We start from the raw sequence: 16,016 nt of genomic DNA on the forward strand, positions 1-16,016 counted from the left end.
GTGGTGGTGGCGGTGGTGGCTACAACCGCTACTAGCTGACGAGCAACACATGTGCGCACCGGCTGAGATCATATGATCTCAGCCGGTGCGCTTGTTTCACCCGCCGCCGTGTGCTACCATTCCCGGCATGGTCGGGCTATCGCTAGAACAGGCGCGCGGCTTCGTGCGCGCCGCGCGGCGGATCGTCGCGCTGACCGGCGCGGGCATCAGCACGCCGTCGGGCATTCCCGATTTTCGCTCGCCGACATCGGGCGTGTGGCACAGCGCCGATCCCGCGATCGTCGCGTCGCTGGGCGCGTTCAAGCGCGACCCGCAGCCGTTTTATCGCTGGATCAAGCCGCTGATCCCGACGATGCTCAACGCCGAGCCGAATCCGGCGCATTACGCGCTGGCCGAGCTTGAGCGGCGGGGCAAGCTCGCGGCGATCATTACCCAGAACATCGACGGGCTGCACCAGAAGGCGGGCTCGCACACCGTGTACGAGCTGCACGGCCATCTGCGGACGGCAACCTGTACCAGATGTGGTCGCTCGTATGCCGCAGCCGAGCATCTCGCGGCGGCGCAGCAGGGCCTCGTCCCGCGCTGCGCCTGTGGCGGCGCGATCAAGCCCGACATTATCCTGTTCGACGAGCTGCTGCCGACTGGTGTCTGGCAGCGCGCCGAGGCGGCGATCAAGCACTGCGATCTGCTGATTGTCGCGGGCACCGGCCTTGAGGTGTATCCGGTCGCCGATCTGCCGGAGACGGCGCTCCGGCACGGCGCGCGGCTGATCATCGTCAACTACACGCCGACCTGGGCCGACGACTATGCCCACGCGCTGCTGCACGAAGATGTTGCGGTGGCGCTGCCGCAGATCGTCGCCGACGGCTAGCCCGGCGGTGGCTGGCCCCACTATGTCTTCCCCTCGCCTGCCGTAGTGGGAGAGGGGTAGCGCGCAAGCGCCGGGGTGAGGGCCTGAACGCGCAACTTTGAACGTTGAACTCGAAACTTGGAACCAATCTAAGGTATACACATGGCAACATTTAGCGAGCTTTTGAACGAAGTGGAGAGCCTGCGAGCGCGATTTGAAGCGCTGCGCGGGCGGCTTTGACTTAGCGGCGCGCGAGCAACAGATCGCCGAGCTAGAGGCACAGTCGAGCGATCCCGACTTTTGGAGCGATCCGGGCACAGCCCAGAGCGCCATGCAACGTCTATCCACGCTCCAGGCCGAAACGACCAAATGGAAGACGCTGGATGATCGGCTCAACACTACCGCCGAGCTGCTTGAGCTGTCCGCCGCCGAGGATGACGCGGCGATGCTCGCCGAGCTTGAGGTCGAGGTCGGGCAGCTTACCAGGACGGTCGATGAGCTTGAGATCAGCACGCTGCTCTCAGGGCAGTACGACGACGCAGCGGCCTTTATGACGATCCAGCCGGGCGCGGGCGGCGTCGACTCCGCCGATTTTGCCGCGATGCTGCTGCGCATGTATATGCGCTGGGGCGAGCAGCACGGGTGGAAAGTCGCGCTGCTCGACGATATGCCAGCCGAAGAGGCCGGTATCAAGAGCGCGACGATCGAGCTGCGCGGGCCGTACGCCTACGGCTACGCCAAGGCCGAGGCGGGCGTGCATCGGCTGGTGCGGCTATCGCCCTTCGATCAGGCGCATCGTCGCCACACCTCGTTTGCGGGCGTGGAGGTGATGCCGGAGGTCGACGACGCGATCGAGATCACGGTCAGCCCCGACGATCTGCGCGTGGATGTGTTCCGGGCGGGCGGTCACGGCGGCCAGGGCGTCAATACCACCGACTCGGCAGTGCGGCTGACGTACAAGCCCGGCACGCCCGAGCAGATCGTCGTCACCTGCCAGAACGAGCGGTCGCAGCTTCAGAACAAAGAGACGGCGATGAAAGTGCTCAAGGCCAGGCTGCTGGAGCGCGAGATCCAGCGCCAGCGCGAAGAGCGGCGCAAGCTGCGCGGCGAGTATCGCGAGGCGGCCTGGGGCAATCAGATCCGCTCGTACGTGCTGCATCCGTACAACATGGTCAAAGACCACCGCACCAATGCCGAAACCAGCAATACCCAGGCGGTGCTCGACGGCGACATCGACCTGTTCGTCGAGGCGTTTCTGCGCCAGAACATCGAGCAGGATGAGCCGTAATGCGCGGCGGACCGATCATGAAGTATCTTCCAACAATCGCGCGGGTCTTGCGCGATTATTTGATCATGACGATCGGCGTGATCTGCATCGCGATCTCCGTCGATCTGTTTCTGGTGCCGAACAACGTCGTCACGGGCGGCATCACCGGCGTAGCGATCATCCTCAACGATCTGGTCGGCCTGCCCGTCGGCCTGCTCAGCCTGCTCTTCAATATTCCGCTGCTGATCGCGGGCTTTCGCTACCTGGGCGGCTTTGTGTTCGGCATCCGCACGGTCTACGCGACGGTCGCGCTCGCGCTGGCGATCGATCTGCTCGCGCCGTACGTCGGACGCTACATGCACGCCACGCGCGATCCCCTGCTGTACACGCTGTACGGCGGCGTGCTGGACGGCGTGGGCATCGGGCTGGTCTTTCGGGTGCGAGGCACAACCGGCGGTACCGACATCATCGCGCGCTTTGTGCAGCGCTGGAAGGCCGTGCCGATGGGCCGCTCGCTGCTGGTGATGAACGTGATCGTCTTTGCCGCCGCCGCCTATCTGTTCTCGCTCGATAAGCTGCTGTACGCGCTGCTGGTAGCGTTCATCAGCGGGCGCACAGTCGATCTGGTGCTGGAGGGCGCGTCGTACGCGCGGCAGGCCGTGATCATCACCGAGCATCCCGCGCGGATTCAGGCGGCGATCCTGAGCTCGCTGGGACGCGGCGTGACGGTGCTTGAGGGGCGCGGCGGCTACACCGCCAGCGAGCGCACCGTGCTGCTGTCGGTCGTCGCACAGTCGGAGGTCAGCATGGTCAAAGCGATCGTACGTAGCTGCGACGCCGATGCGTTCGTGATCTTCAGCAATGTCAACGAGGTGCTGGGCGAAGGCTTCCGCCCCGCGATCGAGTGAGCGGGGATCAGGCCTGGCGGTAGCCTATGCCCCAGATACGCAGCAGCGCGCGGTAGCCGTCTTCCTGGGCACGTGTAAAATCGACAACCTGGAATTGCGGCAGCACCCAGGAAAACTGGGCATAATCACACGGCTGGTAGACCAGGGGAACAATGTTATCCTCGAATCGGTTCTGCCGTAACGCAAATAACAGCTCTCGCTTCACCCACATCGATTGAATGGAGTGCGGCGAGAGCACGATCACGAACCAATCGCAGCGGTTGAGCGCCGCCCCAATCTCGTCGTGCCACAACTGCGATCCAATGATGTTGATTGGGCTATACCAGACGGGGATGGCATGGCGGCTCAAGACCTGGGCCAGTTGGGCCACAAACGCATGATCCTGGCTGCTATGTGAGAGAAAGACTTCATTGGGCAGCATAGAGCGTCTAGCGTGACAACGTCTTGGGCGCTGTTTTTAATACCTGCGCAATTTGCCTGATGCCTTCTTCCTGGTGATGATCCGTCAGCGTAATCGGCTTCAGATGCCATAAAATCCAGGGAATATCTTCTTTCAACAGCGCTTCCTTAGACTCGGCTAGCACGGGTATCAGGCGACCGCTGTAGTCTTGGTTGCTCAACGCATAGTCGATGTCGTGCCGTACACGACGCGATGTTAGCGCATCGCGTGTCAGGAGCACTACCATCGCTTGAGACTCTTGGAGGCCCTGTGCGATTTTAGCGGCCCAATTATCGCCCGGCATAATTTGTTGCTCATCAAGGAACACATCTAGCCCGTTTTCTTCTAACCCGTGCGCCACCTGTTCTGCCAGGTGCTCATCGGTATGAGCATAACTGATAAATACTTTCATCAAACGCCCTTTCCAGCATCACTGCTACCACCGTTGGTATGTATTATAGGCTGACCGATATACATTATCAATGCGCGGATTCCTCCATTTCTCGACACTGGCCGCAGGCAATCCGCGCTGATCTGCTGAAACAATGTTAAACTCTAGCTCTCGATACACACGAAGGAGCTTGCATGGAGATCAAGTGGACGCCGTGGCGCGGACAATACATTAAGAGCAGCAGCGACAGCCACCAGGAGACGGGCTGCGTGCTGTGTGTCGCCCACGAGGCCAGACGGGACGCCGAGAAGCTGGTGCTTTATCGCGGCGAGCACGCCTATGTGCTGATGAACCTGTACCCCTACAACCCCGGCCACCTGATGGTCGCGCCGTACGCCCACACCGCCGATTTTGCGCGCCTTGAGCCAGCGGTCGCGGCGGAGATTATGGAGCTGGGGCAGCGCTGCACCGCCGTGCTTGAGGCCGAAATGCAGCCGCACGGCTTCAACCTGGGCATGAACCTGGGGCGAGTCAGCGGCGCGGGCGTCGATCAACACCTGCACGTGCATGTCGTGCCCCGCTGGAACGGCGATACCAACTTTATGCCGCTGATCGGCGGCGTTAAGCTGATCCCGGAGGCGATCGACGACACCTACGCCGCGCTGAAGCCGCGCTTCGATGCCTTCAAGCAGTAGATTCGGGAGATCGACGGTGATGGATGTGGTTGTGGGTGCGTAGCGTCTACGCCCTTGCAGCGTTGATCGAGCAGCCCAAAGCGCCAGCGCCGCCGAATCTCCTGGTGGCGCTGGACGACAGCGCGCTACTCGGCGACGTACATCTCGATCAGCGAGACGAGCCGCTCGACATGGAACGGCTTATGGACGACCACGGCTCCTTCTGCCTCTAGCTCGGTAAACCAGGGCTTGCGCGCCAGCGCCGTCATCATGATGATCGGCACGCCCTCATAGCTGAGGCGCTGCTGGATCGCCCGAAAGAACTGAACGCCGTCCATATTGGGCATCATCACATCGGAGACGACCACATCGGGCTGGATCGTCTCAAGCCGCGCAAGACCTTCCTCGCCATCGGAGGCTAGCTCAACATGGTAGCCCGCCTGTTTCAACGCGATCTCCAACACCGCGAGGATATTCGCGTCGTCGTCAATTATAAATACCGTCTTGGGCATGAGGCACCTTTATGCAGCACAGCCAGGGGGATGCAACCGGCGACATTATAGCAGACATTACGTATGCCGGTAGCAGCCCCGCCGCGACGCCGACCTGCTCTAGACCCTGACGAAAACGCGGCCCTGCGACGCGCCGAAGCCAAGCTGGCACGGGCCGTCGGCCTCGACCTCCTCGCCTGAGATCACATCGCGCCAGCGGCCCGCGCTCGGAAAGGCCACCTCGATCTGCTGCTCGGCGGGCGAGAAATTCAGCGCCGCCACCACCTCATCGCCGCCCTCGTCCCAGCGATGAAAGACCAGCGTCTTGTGCTCCGCCGACAGGTGATCGACCGCGATGTTGGCGCTGCGCAGCGCCGGATGGTCGCGCCGGGTGCCGATGAGCGTCTGGTAGTGTGTTTTCAGGCCCAGCCCCGCATCGGTATCGAGCGCCTCCCAGTGCAGTGGATTATGCCCTGCGTGCTTTTCGGTCTGCTCGCCCCACTCCTGACCATGCAGCAGCAGCGGAACGCCGGGCGTGGTCAGCAGCAGCGTCGCGCCCAGCGCCGACTTGTAGCGCGCGGCCTCCTCGGTCATGCCTTCAACCGTCAGCACCTCGTACACGATACGCGGCTCGTCGTGACTTTCGAGGTAGTTGACCATCTGCGCCGGATGCTCGTAGCCCTCGCGCTGGGCATCCAGCAGCGTCGGCCACAGATCGGCGTTGTCCCAGCTCCAATCGAGGTACTGCCCCTGGCGTAGCAGCGCCCGCGCCATATAGCTAAAGCGCACATGCCACGCGCCGCTCAAGCTGTTATCGCGGACGATCTCCGGCTTTTCGGGGCTTTGCTCCGCGATCAGATAGAGATTCGGCATCGTCTGGCGGGCCGCGTGGGCGAGATAGCTCACGCCGTGCTCCATGTTATAGCCGATGCCGAGCGTATAGTCGTAGCGAAAGCCGTCGATGTGATACTCATTGATCCAGTAATTCTGCACATCGCGCACAAAATCTTTCGTGGCCGGTCTGGTATGATCGAGCTTCGGAAAGCCAAACCTGTTGGGCTCCGACATATCGTTATCGCCGTACCACGGGCTTTGACCGTAGGGATAGAGCATGTTAAACGGATGATCCCGCGAGGTATGGGCAAAGACCACATCCAGAATCACCGCGATGCCGTGCTGATGCGCCTGGTCGATCAGCGCCTTGAGGTCCTCCGGCGAGCCGTAGCTCTGCTCAGGCGCGAAGAAGAAGCGCGGATCGTAGCCCCAGCCGGGCTTGCCGCCGAAGCCAAAGACCGGCAGCAGCTCAAGCGCGTTGACGCCCAGATCGCGCAGATAGGGCAACTTCTCGATCACGCTGCGGTACGTGTAGGGCGCGCTGAAATCGCCGATATGCAGCTCATAGATCACCAGATCGTTGAAGGGCGGACGATCCCAGCCGGAGTCGCCCCAGGCGTAGGGCTCGGCTCCCACCACGATCAGCGGCGTAGCGTCGAACGATAGCCGCCGCGCGCAGGGATCGACAATCTCAAGCTCGCCGTCGACAAGGAACTTATAGTGATAGGTGCCCGGCTCAAGCTGCTTGACGATCCACCAGAGGCCGTCTTCGGTCACGTTGAGCGGATCGGCATCGCGCTGCCAATCGTTGAAGTCGCCGACCACATGGATCGACTGTTTGCCGAGAGCGTACAGCCCGAAGGTTACGGTGCCATCGCCGCGATCAATCGCGCCGGGAACCAGGCCGTCGGGCGCGGCCTCAACCGAGGGGGATGTTTGGTGTGCCATGAGAATCGTGCCTTTATTTCAAGATCATTCCGAGTAGGTTGTGTGCCGGGTTGTGCGTCTCAGGCACAGTTCGCAGCAACGTTGCAACCTTTCTTCGCTAAAAATCGTCAGCGGTGGTTATAGAATTCCACCGACCAGCGCCACTCCTGGCCGTCCTCGGCGTTCCACCACGCTGTCAGATGCCCAACCTCGCCGCCGGGCAGCAGCACCAGCGCGCCCAGATCGGCCTCGGTCGGCCAGCGGTCCTTGCGCTCGATCCGATCGCCCTGCATCGAGAGGCACGTCATGGGATACTCGCCCGTCGCCTTGAGCTGATCGCCGTAGGCCACGCGCTGGCCGTCCATGGTGCGCACCTCAACGCGGATCGTGTCGGGCGCGGCGTGCAGCCAGAGCACATCGGTCGGATCGAGCTTGCCGCGCGCCAGCAGCAGCCCATCGGCTGCGGCCTGCGGATACCAGACTTCCCACACCTGCATCTCGTCACCTCGTGCGTGTCTGCGGTGCATTAAGCAACAACTACGCCAGCAAGAAACAGAAGCGATCTATAGCTTCCGCTTGCCTGAGCGCGGCTATCGATATGGTTTATCTATAAGAAAGTGGAGAAATGGTCGAACAGGTGGTTGACAGTGAACAATCGCAAAAAGGCGAAATTTAAGCACTCCTGCCTGACAGCCGCTCCCTAGACAAACATCGGACGAGTGAGTATCATTAGGCTCTCAATCATCGTATCCAGCCCATCGAGCAACAGAGATTTAAGGAGCGCCAAGCGATGCAGTGTACACAGTGCGGCGCGACCGTCGTCGCCTCCGCCCGGTTTTGCCCGATCTGTGGACAAGCCCTGACGACAGCCCGCCCGACGCCGGTCGCGATCGATCCGGGCCGTCTGAGCAGCGGCATGCCCGTGACGCCCTCGATCCACGATGCGCCGACGGTGATCATGGCACGTCCGGCCACGGCAACGCCGACGGCAGCGCCATCGCGATCCGCAGCCGAAGTCGCGGCGCTGGTGGCGAACATGGGTAAATCGATGGTGGTATCGCAGTGGCAGCGCTGGTGGTGGAAGATCCTGCTGATCGGCATTGCGCTCTACCTGGCGCTCAACTCGGTCGTCGTACGCACGCAGAACGCGATCCTGCTGCCGCAACTCCTGATGATCGGCACGTTTCTGGTGCCCGTGGTCTATATCGCCTACCTGTACGAGGATGGCACGCTCTACGACGTGCCGCTGTCGAAGATCGCGCTGCTCTTCTTCTTCGGCGGCGTGGTCGGCTCGATGATGGCCTCGCTGCTTGAGGCATACCTGATCACCTCGGCGGCGACCGGCCTCTTCGGGCAGCTCTCGCTCTTCAACGCCGCGATCGTCAGCGTGAGCGAGGAGCTGGCAAAGCTGAGCATCCTGCTGCCATTTCTGGTGTCGGCGCGTCAGCGCTATCCTACAGTTATGCACGGGATCGTGCTGGGCGCGGCCACCGGCATGGGCTTTGCCGCGTTCGAGAGCATGGGCTATGCCTTTAGCGCGCTGATCGGCGACGGCGGCCTGGAAACGATGCACGACGTGATTCGGCTGCGCGCGCTGCTGGCGCCGCTGGGCCACGGCACCTGGACTGCGATCATCGCCGCCGCGCTCTGGCGCGAGCACGTCAACGGCTACCGTCCGCTCAACACCAACGTCCTGATCGCGCTGGCCTGCTCGATCGTGCTGCATCTGCTGTGGGACTACCTGCCGCCGCTGATCGTTTTGAACCTGCCGGTGCTGCACCTGATGCTCGGCGCGATCGGCATTCTGCTGCTGCGCTTCTTCCTGATGGATGCCAAAGGCGAGCAGGGCGCGGCCTACGCCGAGCGCAACCTGGCAGTTGCGCTGCGGCTCTACGTCGGCAACCTGCGCGGCGAGCTGCGCGACACGTTTCGGCACAAGCAGCGCTCGTAGGGCCGAAAGGCCGGGGGTTTGGGGGAGTCCCCCAAACTTCCCCTTTCTGATTCGCTACCCTTCCTCGTCGTCAAGCTCGATCAGCGTCGCGCCGCCACTCACAAGCTGTCCGGCGGTAAACGGCACGGCGCTGACCACGCCCGCGTACGGCGCGACGATCGTATGCTCCATCTTCATCGCCTCCATCACGATCAACGGCTGATTGGCCGTGACATGCTCGCCCGGCTGCACCAGCACCTTGATGATCGTGCCCGGCATCGGCGCTTCCAGGCTGGTATGCCCGGCATGGCCGGAGTGGATGCTGCCGAGCGTGTCGACGCTGAGCGCCTCGACCTTCTGCAATCGGTAGCTGCGGCCACGCCACCCGACCAGCAGCGCGCTGTCTGCCTGCGCGACATGGAGCCGCGCCTGCGTCCCGTCCACGCTCAGCGTCAGCGCATGGCCGCGCACGGCGACACATACAACCTCGCGAGCGGTGCCGTCGACGGTCAGCCGCCAGGTTCGATCGTCGCGTGGAGTAGCCAGCACCACATGCTCCTGCTCGCCAAAGCGATAGGCCAGGCGTCGATCCGCGCCGCCGACGCGCCACGGGAGCGCCCACGGATCGGGCGAGGGACGCGGCTGTAGCTCGCTCAGCGCCGCCGCGTACAGCACCTCAGCGGGCAGCGGCTCCGGCGTGCGCAGCGTCTCGCCGATCGCATGGGTTTGCAGAAAATCGGTGGTGGTCGTGCCCTCGGCAAAGGCGGGATGCGCCACGATCGCCTGGAGCAGGGGGATATTCGTGGTAATGCCCAGCACCGTGTAGTCCGCGAGGGCACGCTCCAGCCGGTCGATCGCAGCAGCGCGCGTGGGAGCGCCGACGATCAGCTTCGCCAGCATCGGATCGTAGTTGACCGAAACCTCATCGCCGCTCGACAGCCCGACATCATTGCGAATGCCCGGCCCTTCCGGCGGCGCGAAGAGCGCCACCTGCCCGATCGAAGGCAGCATCGCCACCGGATCTTCGGCATAGACGCGCACCTCGATCGCATGGCCGCGCAGCGTCACATCGTCCTGCGTGAGCGGCAGCGGCTCACCGGCGGCGATTGCCAGTTGCAGATGCGCCAGATCCAGCCCGGTGACAAGCTCCGTGACCGGATGCTCCACCTGAAGGCGGGTGTTCATCTCCAGAAAATAGAACTGTCCATCCTCGTCGAGCATAAACTCGACCGTGCCCGCGTTGCGGTAGCCGACCGCCTCCGCCACGCGCACGGCAGCCGCGCCCATGCGCGCCCGCAGCTCTGGCGTGAGCGCCACCGACGGGCTTTCCTCCACGATCTTCTGGTGCCGCCGCTGGATCGAGCACTCGCGCTCGCCGAGATAGATCGTGTTGCCGTGTCCATCGGCAAAGACCTGGATCTCGACGTGACGCGGCCTGAGGATCAGCTTTTCGAGCAGCACCGCGTCGTCGCCAAAGGCCGCCTGCGCCTCGCGCTTGGCTCCTTCGAGCGCCGCGACAAACTCCGCCGCCGCATGGACCGCGCGCATGCCCTTGCCGCCGCCGCCAGCGCTGGCCTTGATCAGCAGCGGATAGCCGATTCGCTCGGCCTCGGCTTGCAGCGTCTCGACGGACTGATCCGCGCCGTCGTAGCCGGGCACCACCGGCACATCGTGCGCCACCGCCAGCCGCTTCGATTCGATCTTCGAGCCCATGCGCTCGATCGCGTCGGCGGGCGGGCCGATGAACACAATGCCCGCCTCGGCGCATGCCCGCGCAAAATGGGCACGCTCCGACAAAAAGCCGTAGCCGGGATGGATCGCCTCGGCTCCTGCCCGCCTTGCAGCTTCAACGATTTTCTCGGCGCGGAGGTAGCTCTCGGCGGCGGGCGCGGGACCGATCGGATAGGCTTCGTCGGCCAGCCGCACATGCAACGCCTGCCGATCCGCCTCGGAGTAGACCGCGACGGTGCGAATGCCTAGCTCCTGGCAGGCGCGCATCAACCGAACGGCGATCTCGCCACGGTTGGCGATCAGAACTTTGTTGAAATATGGCATATTACTTCGACGTATCCTGCTCAATCCAATTTGGCTTGCGCTTCTCCAAAAACGCGCGCAGCCCCTCCTGTCCCTCGGCGCTGATGCGCGCGTTGGCGATGGCCTCGACCGTATAGCGCTGCATCTCGGCGTGCGGCAGCGTCGCCACCGCATGCACCAGGTGCTTGGCCCGTCCGATCGCCTCCGGCCCGCTCGTCAGCAGATCCTCGATCGCCTTCTGCACCGCCGCGTCCAACTGCGCCGCCGGTACCACATCGTGGATCAGACCGATCCGCTGCGCGTGGGTCGCGTCGAAGCGCCGCCCCGACACAAACAGCGCGCGGGCATGGCTCGCGCCGATCTTCGGCACCACGTAGCGCGCGATCACGCCGGGCACGATCCCAAGCTTGACCTCGCTAAAGCCGAACTTGGCACCCTCGGCGGCGATGGCAATGTCGCAGCAGGCTACCAGGCCCACGCCGCCGCCGACCGCCGCGCCGTTGATCCGCCCGATCACTGGCTTGGGCAGCGAGTTCACGGCCTCGTACATCTCGGCCATGCGCGCGGCATCCGCGATATTGTCGGGCCGGGTATAGTCCAGCGTCGCGCGCATCCAGCTTAGGTCGGCTCCCGCGCAGAACGACTGTCCCGCGCCGGTCAGCACCACCACCCGCGTACCCGCGTCGGTCGCCAGCTCTTGAAAGCAGCCGTGCAGCTCGGCGATCATCAGCGGATCGAACGCATTATGAATCTCAGGCCGGTTGAGCGTCACCGTCGTCACCGGGCCATGTCGATCGATCGAAAGATATGTTGTCATCTCAATGCTCCGCCACCAGCCGCAGCCCGGCGATAAACAGATAGATCCAGGCCATGCGCCGATCATTCCCAATCAACGTCATGTCGTTTCATGCTCCGCGCTGGCCTTATTGCGGGTCGATATCCCGAACCCCAATATCGCGCGTTCCCCAACCGATCGCTACATTCGTAAACGTCGCGCGAAACGGCGATCCGTTTGGATCGAGCGGACTCTCCAGCAGAATATCGCCGGATACGACCTCACACGCCGGAACCTCATCCGGCCACGAGCTGCTGAATGGATCAGCCTCGTAGGTTGTATTGAAATTATCGATCACAGTAAAACGCCCGAACAGGAAGAGCCTGACCGCCTGGTTGGTATTATTTTTAGCGGTCATATGAATCGTCGACGTGCCGCCATCGTTGCTAAGCTCGACGCCATCGACCACCAGCTCAACGCCGCTCACATCGCCCGACGACCACGGGCCGCCCGGAGCAGAGGCCGTTAGCTCTTGAGGATTGTCACATCGATTCCCAAGCCAGCCAGCCAGCACACCACTGACCTGCGGCACAACGAACCAGCAAGCCCCCGCAACCACCGCCAGCGCGATCACGCCGACCAACACCGTCGAGAGCGCGCATGTCCGGCGTCCCGGCTGCGCCACCGTACCACCTGGCGGGGGCGCTGGCCGCGCGGCGGGCGGAGCCACAGGCGGTAACCGGGTTGTGGTCGAGAAAAGCCGGATGAGCTTTCCGACCGCATCCTGATACTGCTGCCGACCGGTCGTGAAATCGACGTACTCAAGCGACTGGATGCGATATGGGATCTCGCAGGGAGCGTACAGCACCGGCAAGATGTGCTTGCCTTTGCCGAGCACATAGTTCAGCTCGTTATGCACCTCCGTCGAGGCTACCGAGTACGGCGACAGCACGATCAGAAAATGCGTGCATGCTCTCAGCGCCTCCTGGATCGCGTGCGGCCACGAGACGCCAGCGGAAATATCCCACTGGTCGACCCAAACGGGCACGCCGCTGGCTTTGAGATCGCGCGCCAGTTGCAGGGCAAAGCCGCTATCTTCCCGTGCATAGCTGACGAAGACGTTGAAAGTCATGCGCTCCTCGTAGCGTGCTACATGCGGAACACGCCCCACTGCGTCGGCAGAAGCGGCGCGTTGGCCGCCATCGACAGGCCCAGCGCCAGCGCCATGCGCGTATCGACCGGATCGAGAATGCCGTCGTCCCACAGCCGCGCCGTGGAGTAGTACGGGTTGCCCTCGGCCTCGTACTTGTCGAGGATCGGCTGCATGAACTGCTGCTGCTCCTCAGGCGATAGATCCTTGCCTTTTGCCCGCAGGCCGTCGCGGCGCACCGTCAGCAGCACGTTGGCCGCCTGCGTGCCGCCCATCACCGAGATGCGGCTGTTGGGCCACATCCACAGCAGACGCGGGCTGAACGCGCGCCCGGCCATGCCGTAGTTGCCCGCGCCGAACGAGCCGCCGATCATCACCGTAAACTTGGGCACCTGCGCGTTGGAAACCGCCATCACCAGCTTCGCGCCGTCCTTGGCGATGCCGCCGTTCTCGTACTCTTTGCCGACCATAAAGCCGGTAATGTTTTGCAGGAAGAGCAGCGGAATGCCCCGGCTGGCGCATAGCTCGATGAAGTGCGTGCCCTTGAGCGCGCTCTCGGAGAAGAGGATGCCGTTGTTGGCGAGGATGCCGATCGGCATGCCCATGATGTGCGCGAAGCCACAGACCAGCGTCGTGCCGTAGCGCGCCTTGAACTCATCCAGCCGCGAGCCGTCCACGATGCGCGCGATCACCTCGCGTACGTCGTACTGCTTGCGCGTGTCGGCGGGCAGGATACCGTAAAGCTCGCGCGGATCGTAGCGCGGCTCTTCGGGCACAGCCAGCGTCCACGGCTGCGGCTTGCGGCGGTTGAGCGTCGAGACGATCTGCCGCACCAGCGCCAGCGCGTGCTCGTCGTCCTCGGCGAAGTAGTCGGCGACGCCCGACAGACGGGTATGCACGTCGGCACCGCCCAGCTCCTCGGCAGTGACCTCCTCGCCCGTGGCGGCTTTGACCAGCGGCGGGCCGCCCAGAAAGATCGTGCCGGTGCCCTTGACGATCACCACCTCGTCGCTCATCGCGGGCACGTACGCGCCGCCCGCCGTACACGAGCCCATCACGGCGGCGATCTGCGGAATGCCGAGCGCCGACATCTGCGCCTGGTTGTAGAAGATCCGCCCGAAGTGCTCGCGATCGGGGAAGACCTCCGCCTGAAGCGGCAGGAACGCGCCGCCGCTATCCACCAGATAGATGCACGGCAGGTAGTTTTGCTGCGCGATCTCCTGTGCCCGCAGGTGCTTTTTGACCGTCAGCGGGTAGTAGGTGCCGCCTTTGACCGTCGCGTCGTTGGCGACGATCATCACCTCCTGGCCTGCCACCCGACCTACGCCCGTGACGATCCCGGCGGCGGGAACGTCGTCCTCGTACACGTCGTAGGCCGCCAGCGGCGATAGCTCAAGAAACGCCGTGTCGGGATCGATCAAGCGCTCGATCCGCTCGCGCACAAAGAGCTTGCCCCGCGACTCGTGCCTGGTGCGGGCCTCGGCCTTGCCGCCCTCGCGAGCCTCGGCCAGCCGCTCGCGCAGCTCACGCGCCAGGCTCTCGTTATGTTCAGCATTGCGTTTGAATTCTTCGCTGCGCGTATCGATGTGCGAATGGATGATTGGCATAACGTTAAGAACCTAGAACTAAGCACCAAAAGGGATGGACGACAAACAAAGAATAAAGAACAAAAGGCTCCACTTTCCCCTCGCCTGTGCCGCAGGCCCCGAAGGCAAAAGCCCGCCTGAACGTGAGGCAGGGAGCGGTGCGCTAGCACCGAGGGTGAGGGCCAGGACCAAAAAAAGAATCAAGCCTCACTTGATACCGAGGAGGTTAGCTCTCGGTTTTCGGTTCCTGGTTCTCCGCTGTTCTCTCCTCGCGGCTCTCCCTCCGGCCCCAGGTGGCCGCAAATACCCGCCTTGATCGTCTGGCTGGGCACCTCATGCCCCAGCAGGTGCTCAAGGCTGCGCGCGCAGGCCATCACGTTCGGCAGCTTGACGCCGGTTTCGACGCCCATCTCGTGAAGCATATGTACCATGTCTTCGGTGCAGACGTTGCCGGGCGCTCCCGGCGCGAACGGGCAGCCGCCGATGCCGCCGACGCTGGCGTCGAAGCGATCCACGCCCACTTGCAGCGCCGCCAGCACATTCGCCAGACCGGCGCCACGCGCGCTGTGGGGATGGAGCCGGATCGGCACGTTCGGCAGCCGCTCGGCGAAGGCCAGGCAGATCTGCTGCACCAGCCGGGGATGAGCCATGCCGGTGGTATCGCCCAGCGTAATCTGCTGCGCGCCCATCTCGACCAGCCGGTCCGCCAGGTCGAGCACGCGCGCGATCGGAACGTCGCCCTCGAACGGGCAGCCGAAGACCACCGAGAGCACCGCGTCGAACATTTTGCCAGCGCCCCGGACAAGCCGCGCGATCTCGGCGGCCTGCGCCAGCGATTGCGCGATGCTCATGTTGACGTTGCTCTGGTTGTGGCTTTCGGAGGCGCTCAGAAAGACCTGGATCGCGTCGGCGTTGGCGTCGATCGCCCGCTGCGCGCCTTTGACGTTGGGCGCAATCGCGCTGTACACAATGCCGGGATGACGGTCGATCCGCGCGAAGACCTCGGCGGTATCGGCCATCTGCGGCACGGCGCGCGGATGCACGAACGAGCCGACTTCAATATATTCGAGGCCGGAGTCCGACAGGCAGTTGATCAGCGCGATCTTCTGCTCGGTCGTCAGCAAGACATCTTCATTCTGCAAGCCATCGCGCGGCCCGACCTCACGGATCGAAACGCGCCTGGGCAGCGTCGCCAGTGGTAATCGATCTGCTGTTCGCATCATTGCGATTCCTCGCTCAAAACAGCCGACGTCATCGTCGGCGCTAGTAGCCGTTTGTATCCTAGCATACGGGCCTGAGTTTGTCACACGGGCGGGGAAGCATGAAAGAAACAAAGGAACAAAGAAACAAGGGAACAAGCGATTTAACACGTTGTTCTTTTGTTCGCTTGTTCCCTTGTTCTTCGCTTGGCTCTTGGTTCTCCATCAGGCAGGAAGAAGAAACAGTGGGCGACGCCCACATCCCGGCCTGACGGCGCGCTAGACGACCAGCACCTCGCGATAGATGCCGAAGACCTCGCGCAGCACATCGCAGATCTCGCCCATCGTCGCGTAGGCGCGCACACAGTCGAGCACCGGATACATCAGGTTTTGATCGCCCTGAGCCGCAACCCGCAGCGCCTCAAGCGCCTCGGCCACGCGCTCCTGGTCGCGCTCGCGGCGCACGCGGTTGAGCCGATCAAGATGCTTGCGCTCGCCTTCGGGGTCCATCTCCAGAAGAGGGATCTCCAGCGGCTCCTGCACGGCATACTTATTGACGCC

16 protein-coding genes are annotated in these 16,016 nt (G+C 63.3%); 5 read left to right on the forward strand and 11 right to left on the reverse strand.

Annotation, left to right across the window (positions count from 1 at the left end):
- Positions 1–85: 85 nt before the first annotated feature.
- The 3 genes from VFZ66_15245 to VFZ66_15255 all read left to right on the forward strand — a co-directional run bounded on the left by VFZ66_15245 (position 86) and on the right by VFZ66_15255 (position 3,025).
- A complete protein-coding gene (locus VFZ66_15245; protein HEX6290543.1) occupies positions 86–871 on the forward strand; it encodes an NAD-dependent deacylase in 786 nt (261 codons plus the stop codon).
- A gap of 141 nt (positions 872–1,012) precedes the next feature.
- A protein-coding gene (prfB, locus tag VFZ66_15250; protein ID HEX6290544.1) for a peptide chain release factor 2 occupies positions 1,013–2,138 on the forward strand; the annotation gives its coding sequence in 2 pieces (ribosomal slippage) (positions 1,013–1,087 and positions 1,089–2,138; 1,125 coding nt in all).
- Positions 2,139–2,155: 17 nt separating this feature from the next.
- Entirely contained in the window at positions 2,156–3,025 is an 870-nt protein-coding gene (locus VFZ66_15255; protein ID HEX6290545.1) for a YitT family protein, read from the forward strand.
- A 7-nt stretch (positions 3,026–3,032) separates the two neighbouring features.
- Here the strand turns inward: VFZ66_15255 and VFZ66_15260 are convergent, their stop codons facing one another.
- Entirely contained in the window at positions 3,033–3,446 is a 414-nt protein-coding gene (locus VFZ66_15260) for a toll/interleukin-1 receptor domain-containing protein (protein ID HEX6290546.1), read from the reverse strand.
- A 7-nt stretch (positions 3,447–3,453) separates the two neighbouring features.
- Complete coding sequence (locus VFZ66_15265; protein HEX6290547.1) at positions 3,454–3,876, reverse strand: toll/interleukin-1 receptor domain-containing protein; 423 nt, start codon at positions 3,874–3,876, stop codon at positions 3,454–3,456.
- A 173-nt stretch (positions 3,877–4,049) separates the two neighbouring features.
- Here VFZ66_15265 and VFZ66_15270 point away from each other — a divergent pair, with 173 nt between their 5' ends.
- The gene (locus VFZ66_15270) at positions 4,050–4,550 is read left to right on the forward strand and encodes an HIT domain-containing protein (GenBank protein HEX6290548.1); all 501 of its coding nucleotides are present in this window, start codon (positions 4,050–4,052) and stop codon (positions 4,548–4,550) included.
- A gap of 125 nt (positions 4,551–4,675) precedes the next feature.
- Here the strand turns inward: VFZ66_15270 and VFZ66_15275 are convergent, their stop codons facing one another.
- The 3 genes from VFZ66_15275 to VFZ66_15285 all read right to left on the reverse strand — a co-directional run bounded on the left by VFZ66_15275 (position 4,676) and on the right by VFZ66_15285 (position 7,278).
- Positions 4,676–5,041 (reverse strand): response regulator, encoded by a 366-nt coding sequence (locus VFZ66_15275; GenBank protein ID HEX6290549.1) that lies wholly within the window; start codon positions 5,039–5,041, stop codon positions 4,676–4,678.
- Between the two features lie 99 nt (positions 5,042–5,140).
- The gene (locus VFZ66_15280; protein ID HEX6290550.1) at positions 5,141–6,802 is read right to left on the reverse strand and encodes an alpha-amylase family glycosyl hydrolase; all 1,662 of its coding nucleotides are present in this window, start codon (positions 6,800–6,802) and stop codon (positions 5,141–5,143) included.
- Between the two features lie 107 nt (positions 6,803–6,909).
- Positions 6,910–7,278, reverse strand: a complete 369-nt coding sequence (locus tag VFZ66_15285; GenBank protein ID HEX6290551.1) for a hypothetical protein — start codon at positions 7,276–7,278, stop codon at positions 6,910–6,912.
- A gap of 293 nt (positions 7,279–7,571) precedes the next feature.
- Here VFZ66_15285 and VFZ66_15290 point away from each other — a divergent pair, with 293 nt between their 5' ends.
- Entirely contained in the window at positions 7,572–8,732 is a 1,161-nt protein-coding gene (locus VFZ66_15290) for a PrsW family intramembrane metalloprotease (GenBank protein ID HEX6290552.1), read from the forward strand.
- 54 nt (positions 8,733–8,786) lie between these two features.
- On the opposite strand, the gene VFZ66_15295 is transcribed toward VFZ66_15290, so the two are convergent.
- The 6 genes from VFZ66_15295 to VFZ66_15320 all read right to left on the reverse strand — a co-directional run.
- The gene (locus tag VFZ66_15295) at positions 8,787–10,766 is read right to left on the reverse strand and encodes an acetyl-CoA carboxylase biotin carboxylase subunit (protein ID HEX6290553.1); all 1,980 of its coding nucleotides are present in this window, start codon (positions 10,764–10,766) and stop codon (positions 8,787–8,789) included.
- A gap of 1 nt (position 10,767) precedes the next feature.
- A complete protein-coding gene (locus tag VFZ66_15300; protein HEX6290554.1) occupies positions 10,768–11,562 on the reverse strand; it encodes an enoyl-CoA hydratase-related protein in 795 nt (264 codons plus the stop codon).
- 106 nt (positions 11,563–11,668) lie between these two features.
- Positions 11,669–12,652 carry a toll/interleukin-1 receptor domain-containing protein gene (locus tag VFZ66_15305; GenBank protein ID HEX6290555.1) on the reverse strand — a complete coding sequence of 328 codons (984 nt, stop codon included), beginning with the start codon at positions 12,650–12,652 and terminating at the stop codon, positions 11,669–11,671.
- Positions 12,653–12,669: 17 nt separating this feature from the next.
- On the reverse strand, positions 12,670–14,277 hold the full coding sequence (locus tag VFZ66_15310) for a carboxyl transferase domain-containing protein (GenBank protein HEX6290556.1): 1,608 nt from the start codon (positions 14,275–14,277) through the stop codon (positions 12,670–12,672).
- Positions 14,278–14,456: 179 nt separating this feature from the next.
- Complete coding sequence (locus VFZ66_15315; GenBank protein ID HEX6290557.1) at positions 14,457–15,479, reverse strand: hydroxymethylglutaryl-CoA lyase; 1,023 nt, start codon at positions 15,477–15,479, stop codon at positions 14,457–14,459.
- A gap of 255 nt (positions 15,480–15,734) precedes the next feature.
- The coding region (locus VFZ66_15320; GenBank protein ID HEX6290558.1) for a methylmalonyl-CoA mutase family protein at positions 15,735–16,016 on the reverse strand (282 nt) is incomplete at its 5' end.

It is taken from the genome of Herpetosiphonaceae bacterium, from assembly GCA_036374795.1.
Classification (GTDB): domain Bacteria; phylum Chloroflexota; class Chloroflexia; order Chloroflexales; family Kallotenuaceae; genus LB3-1.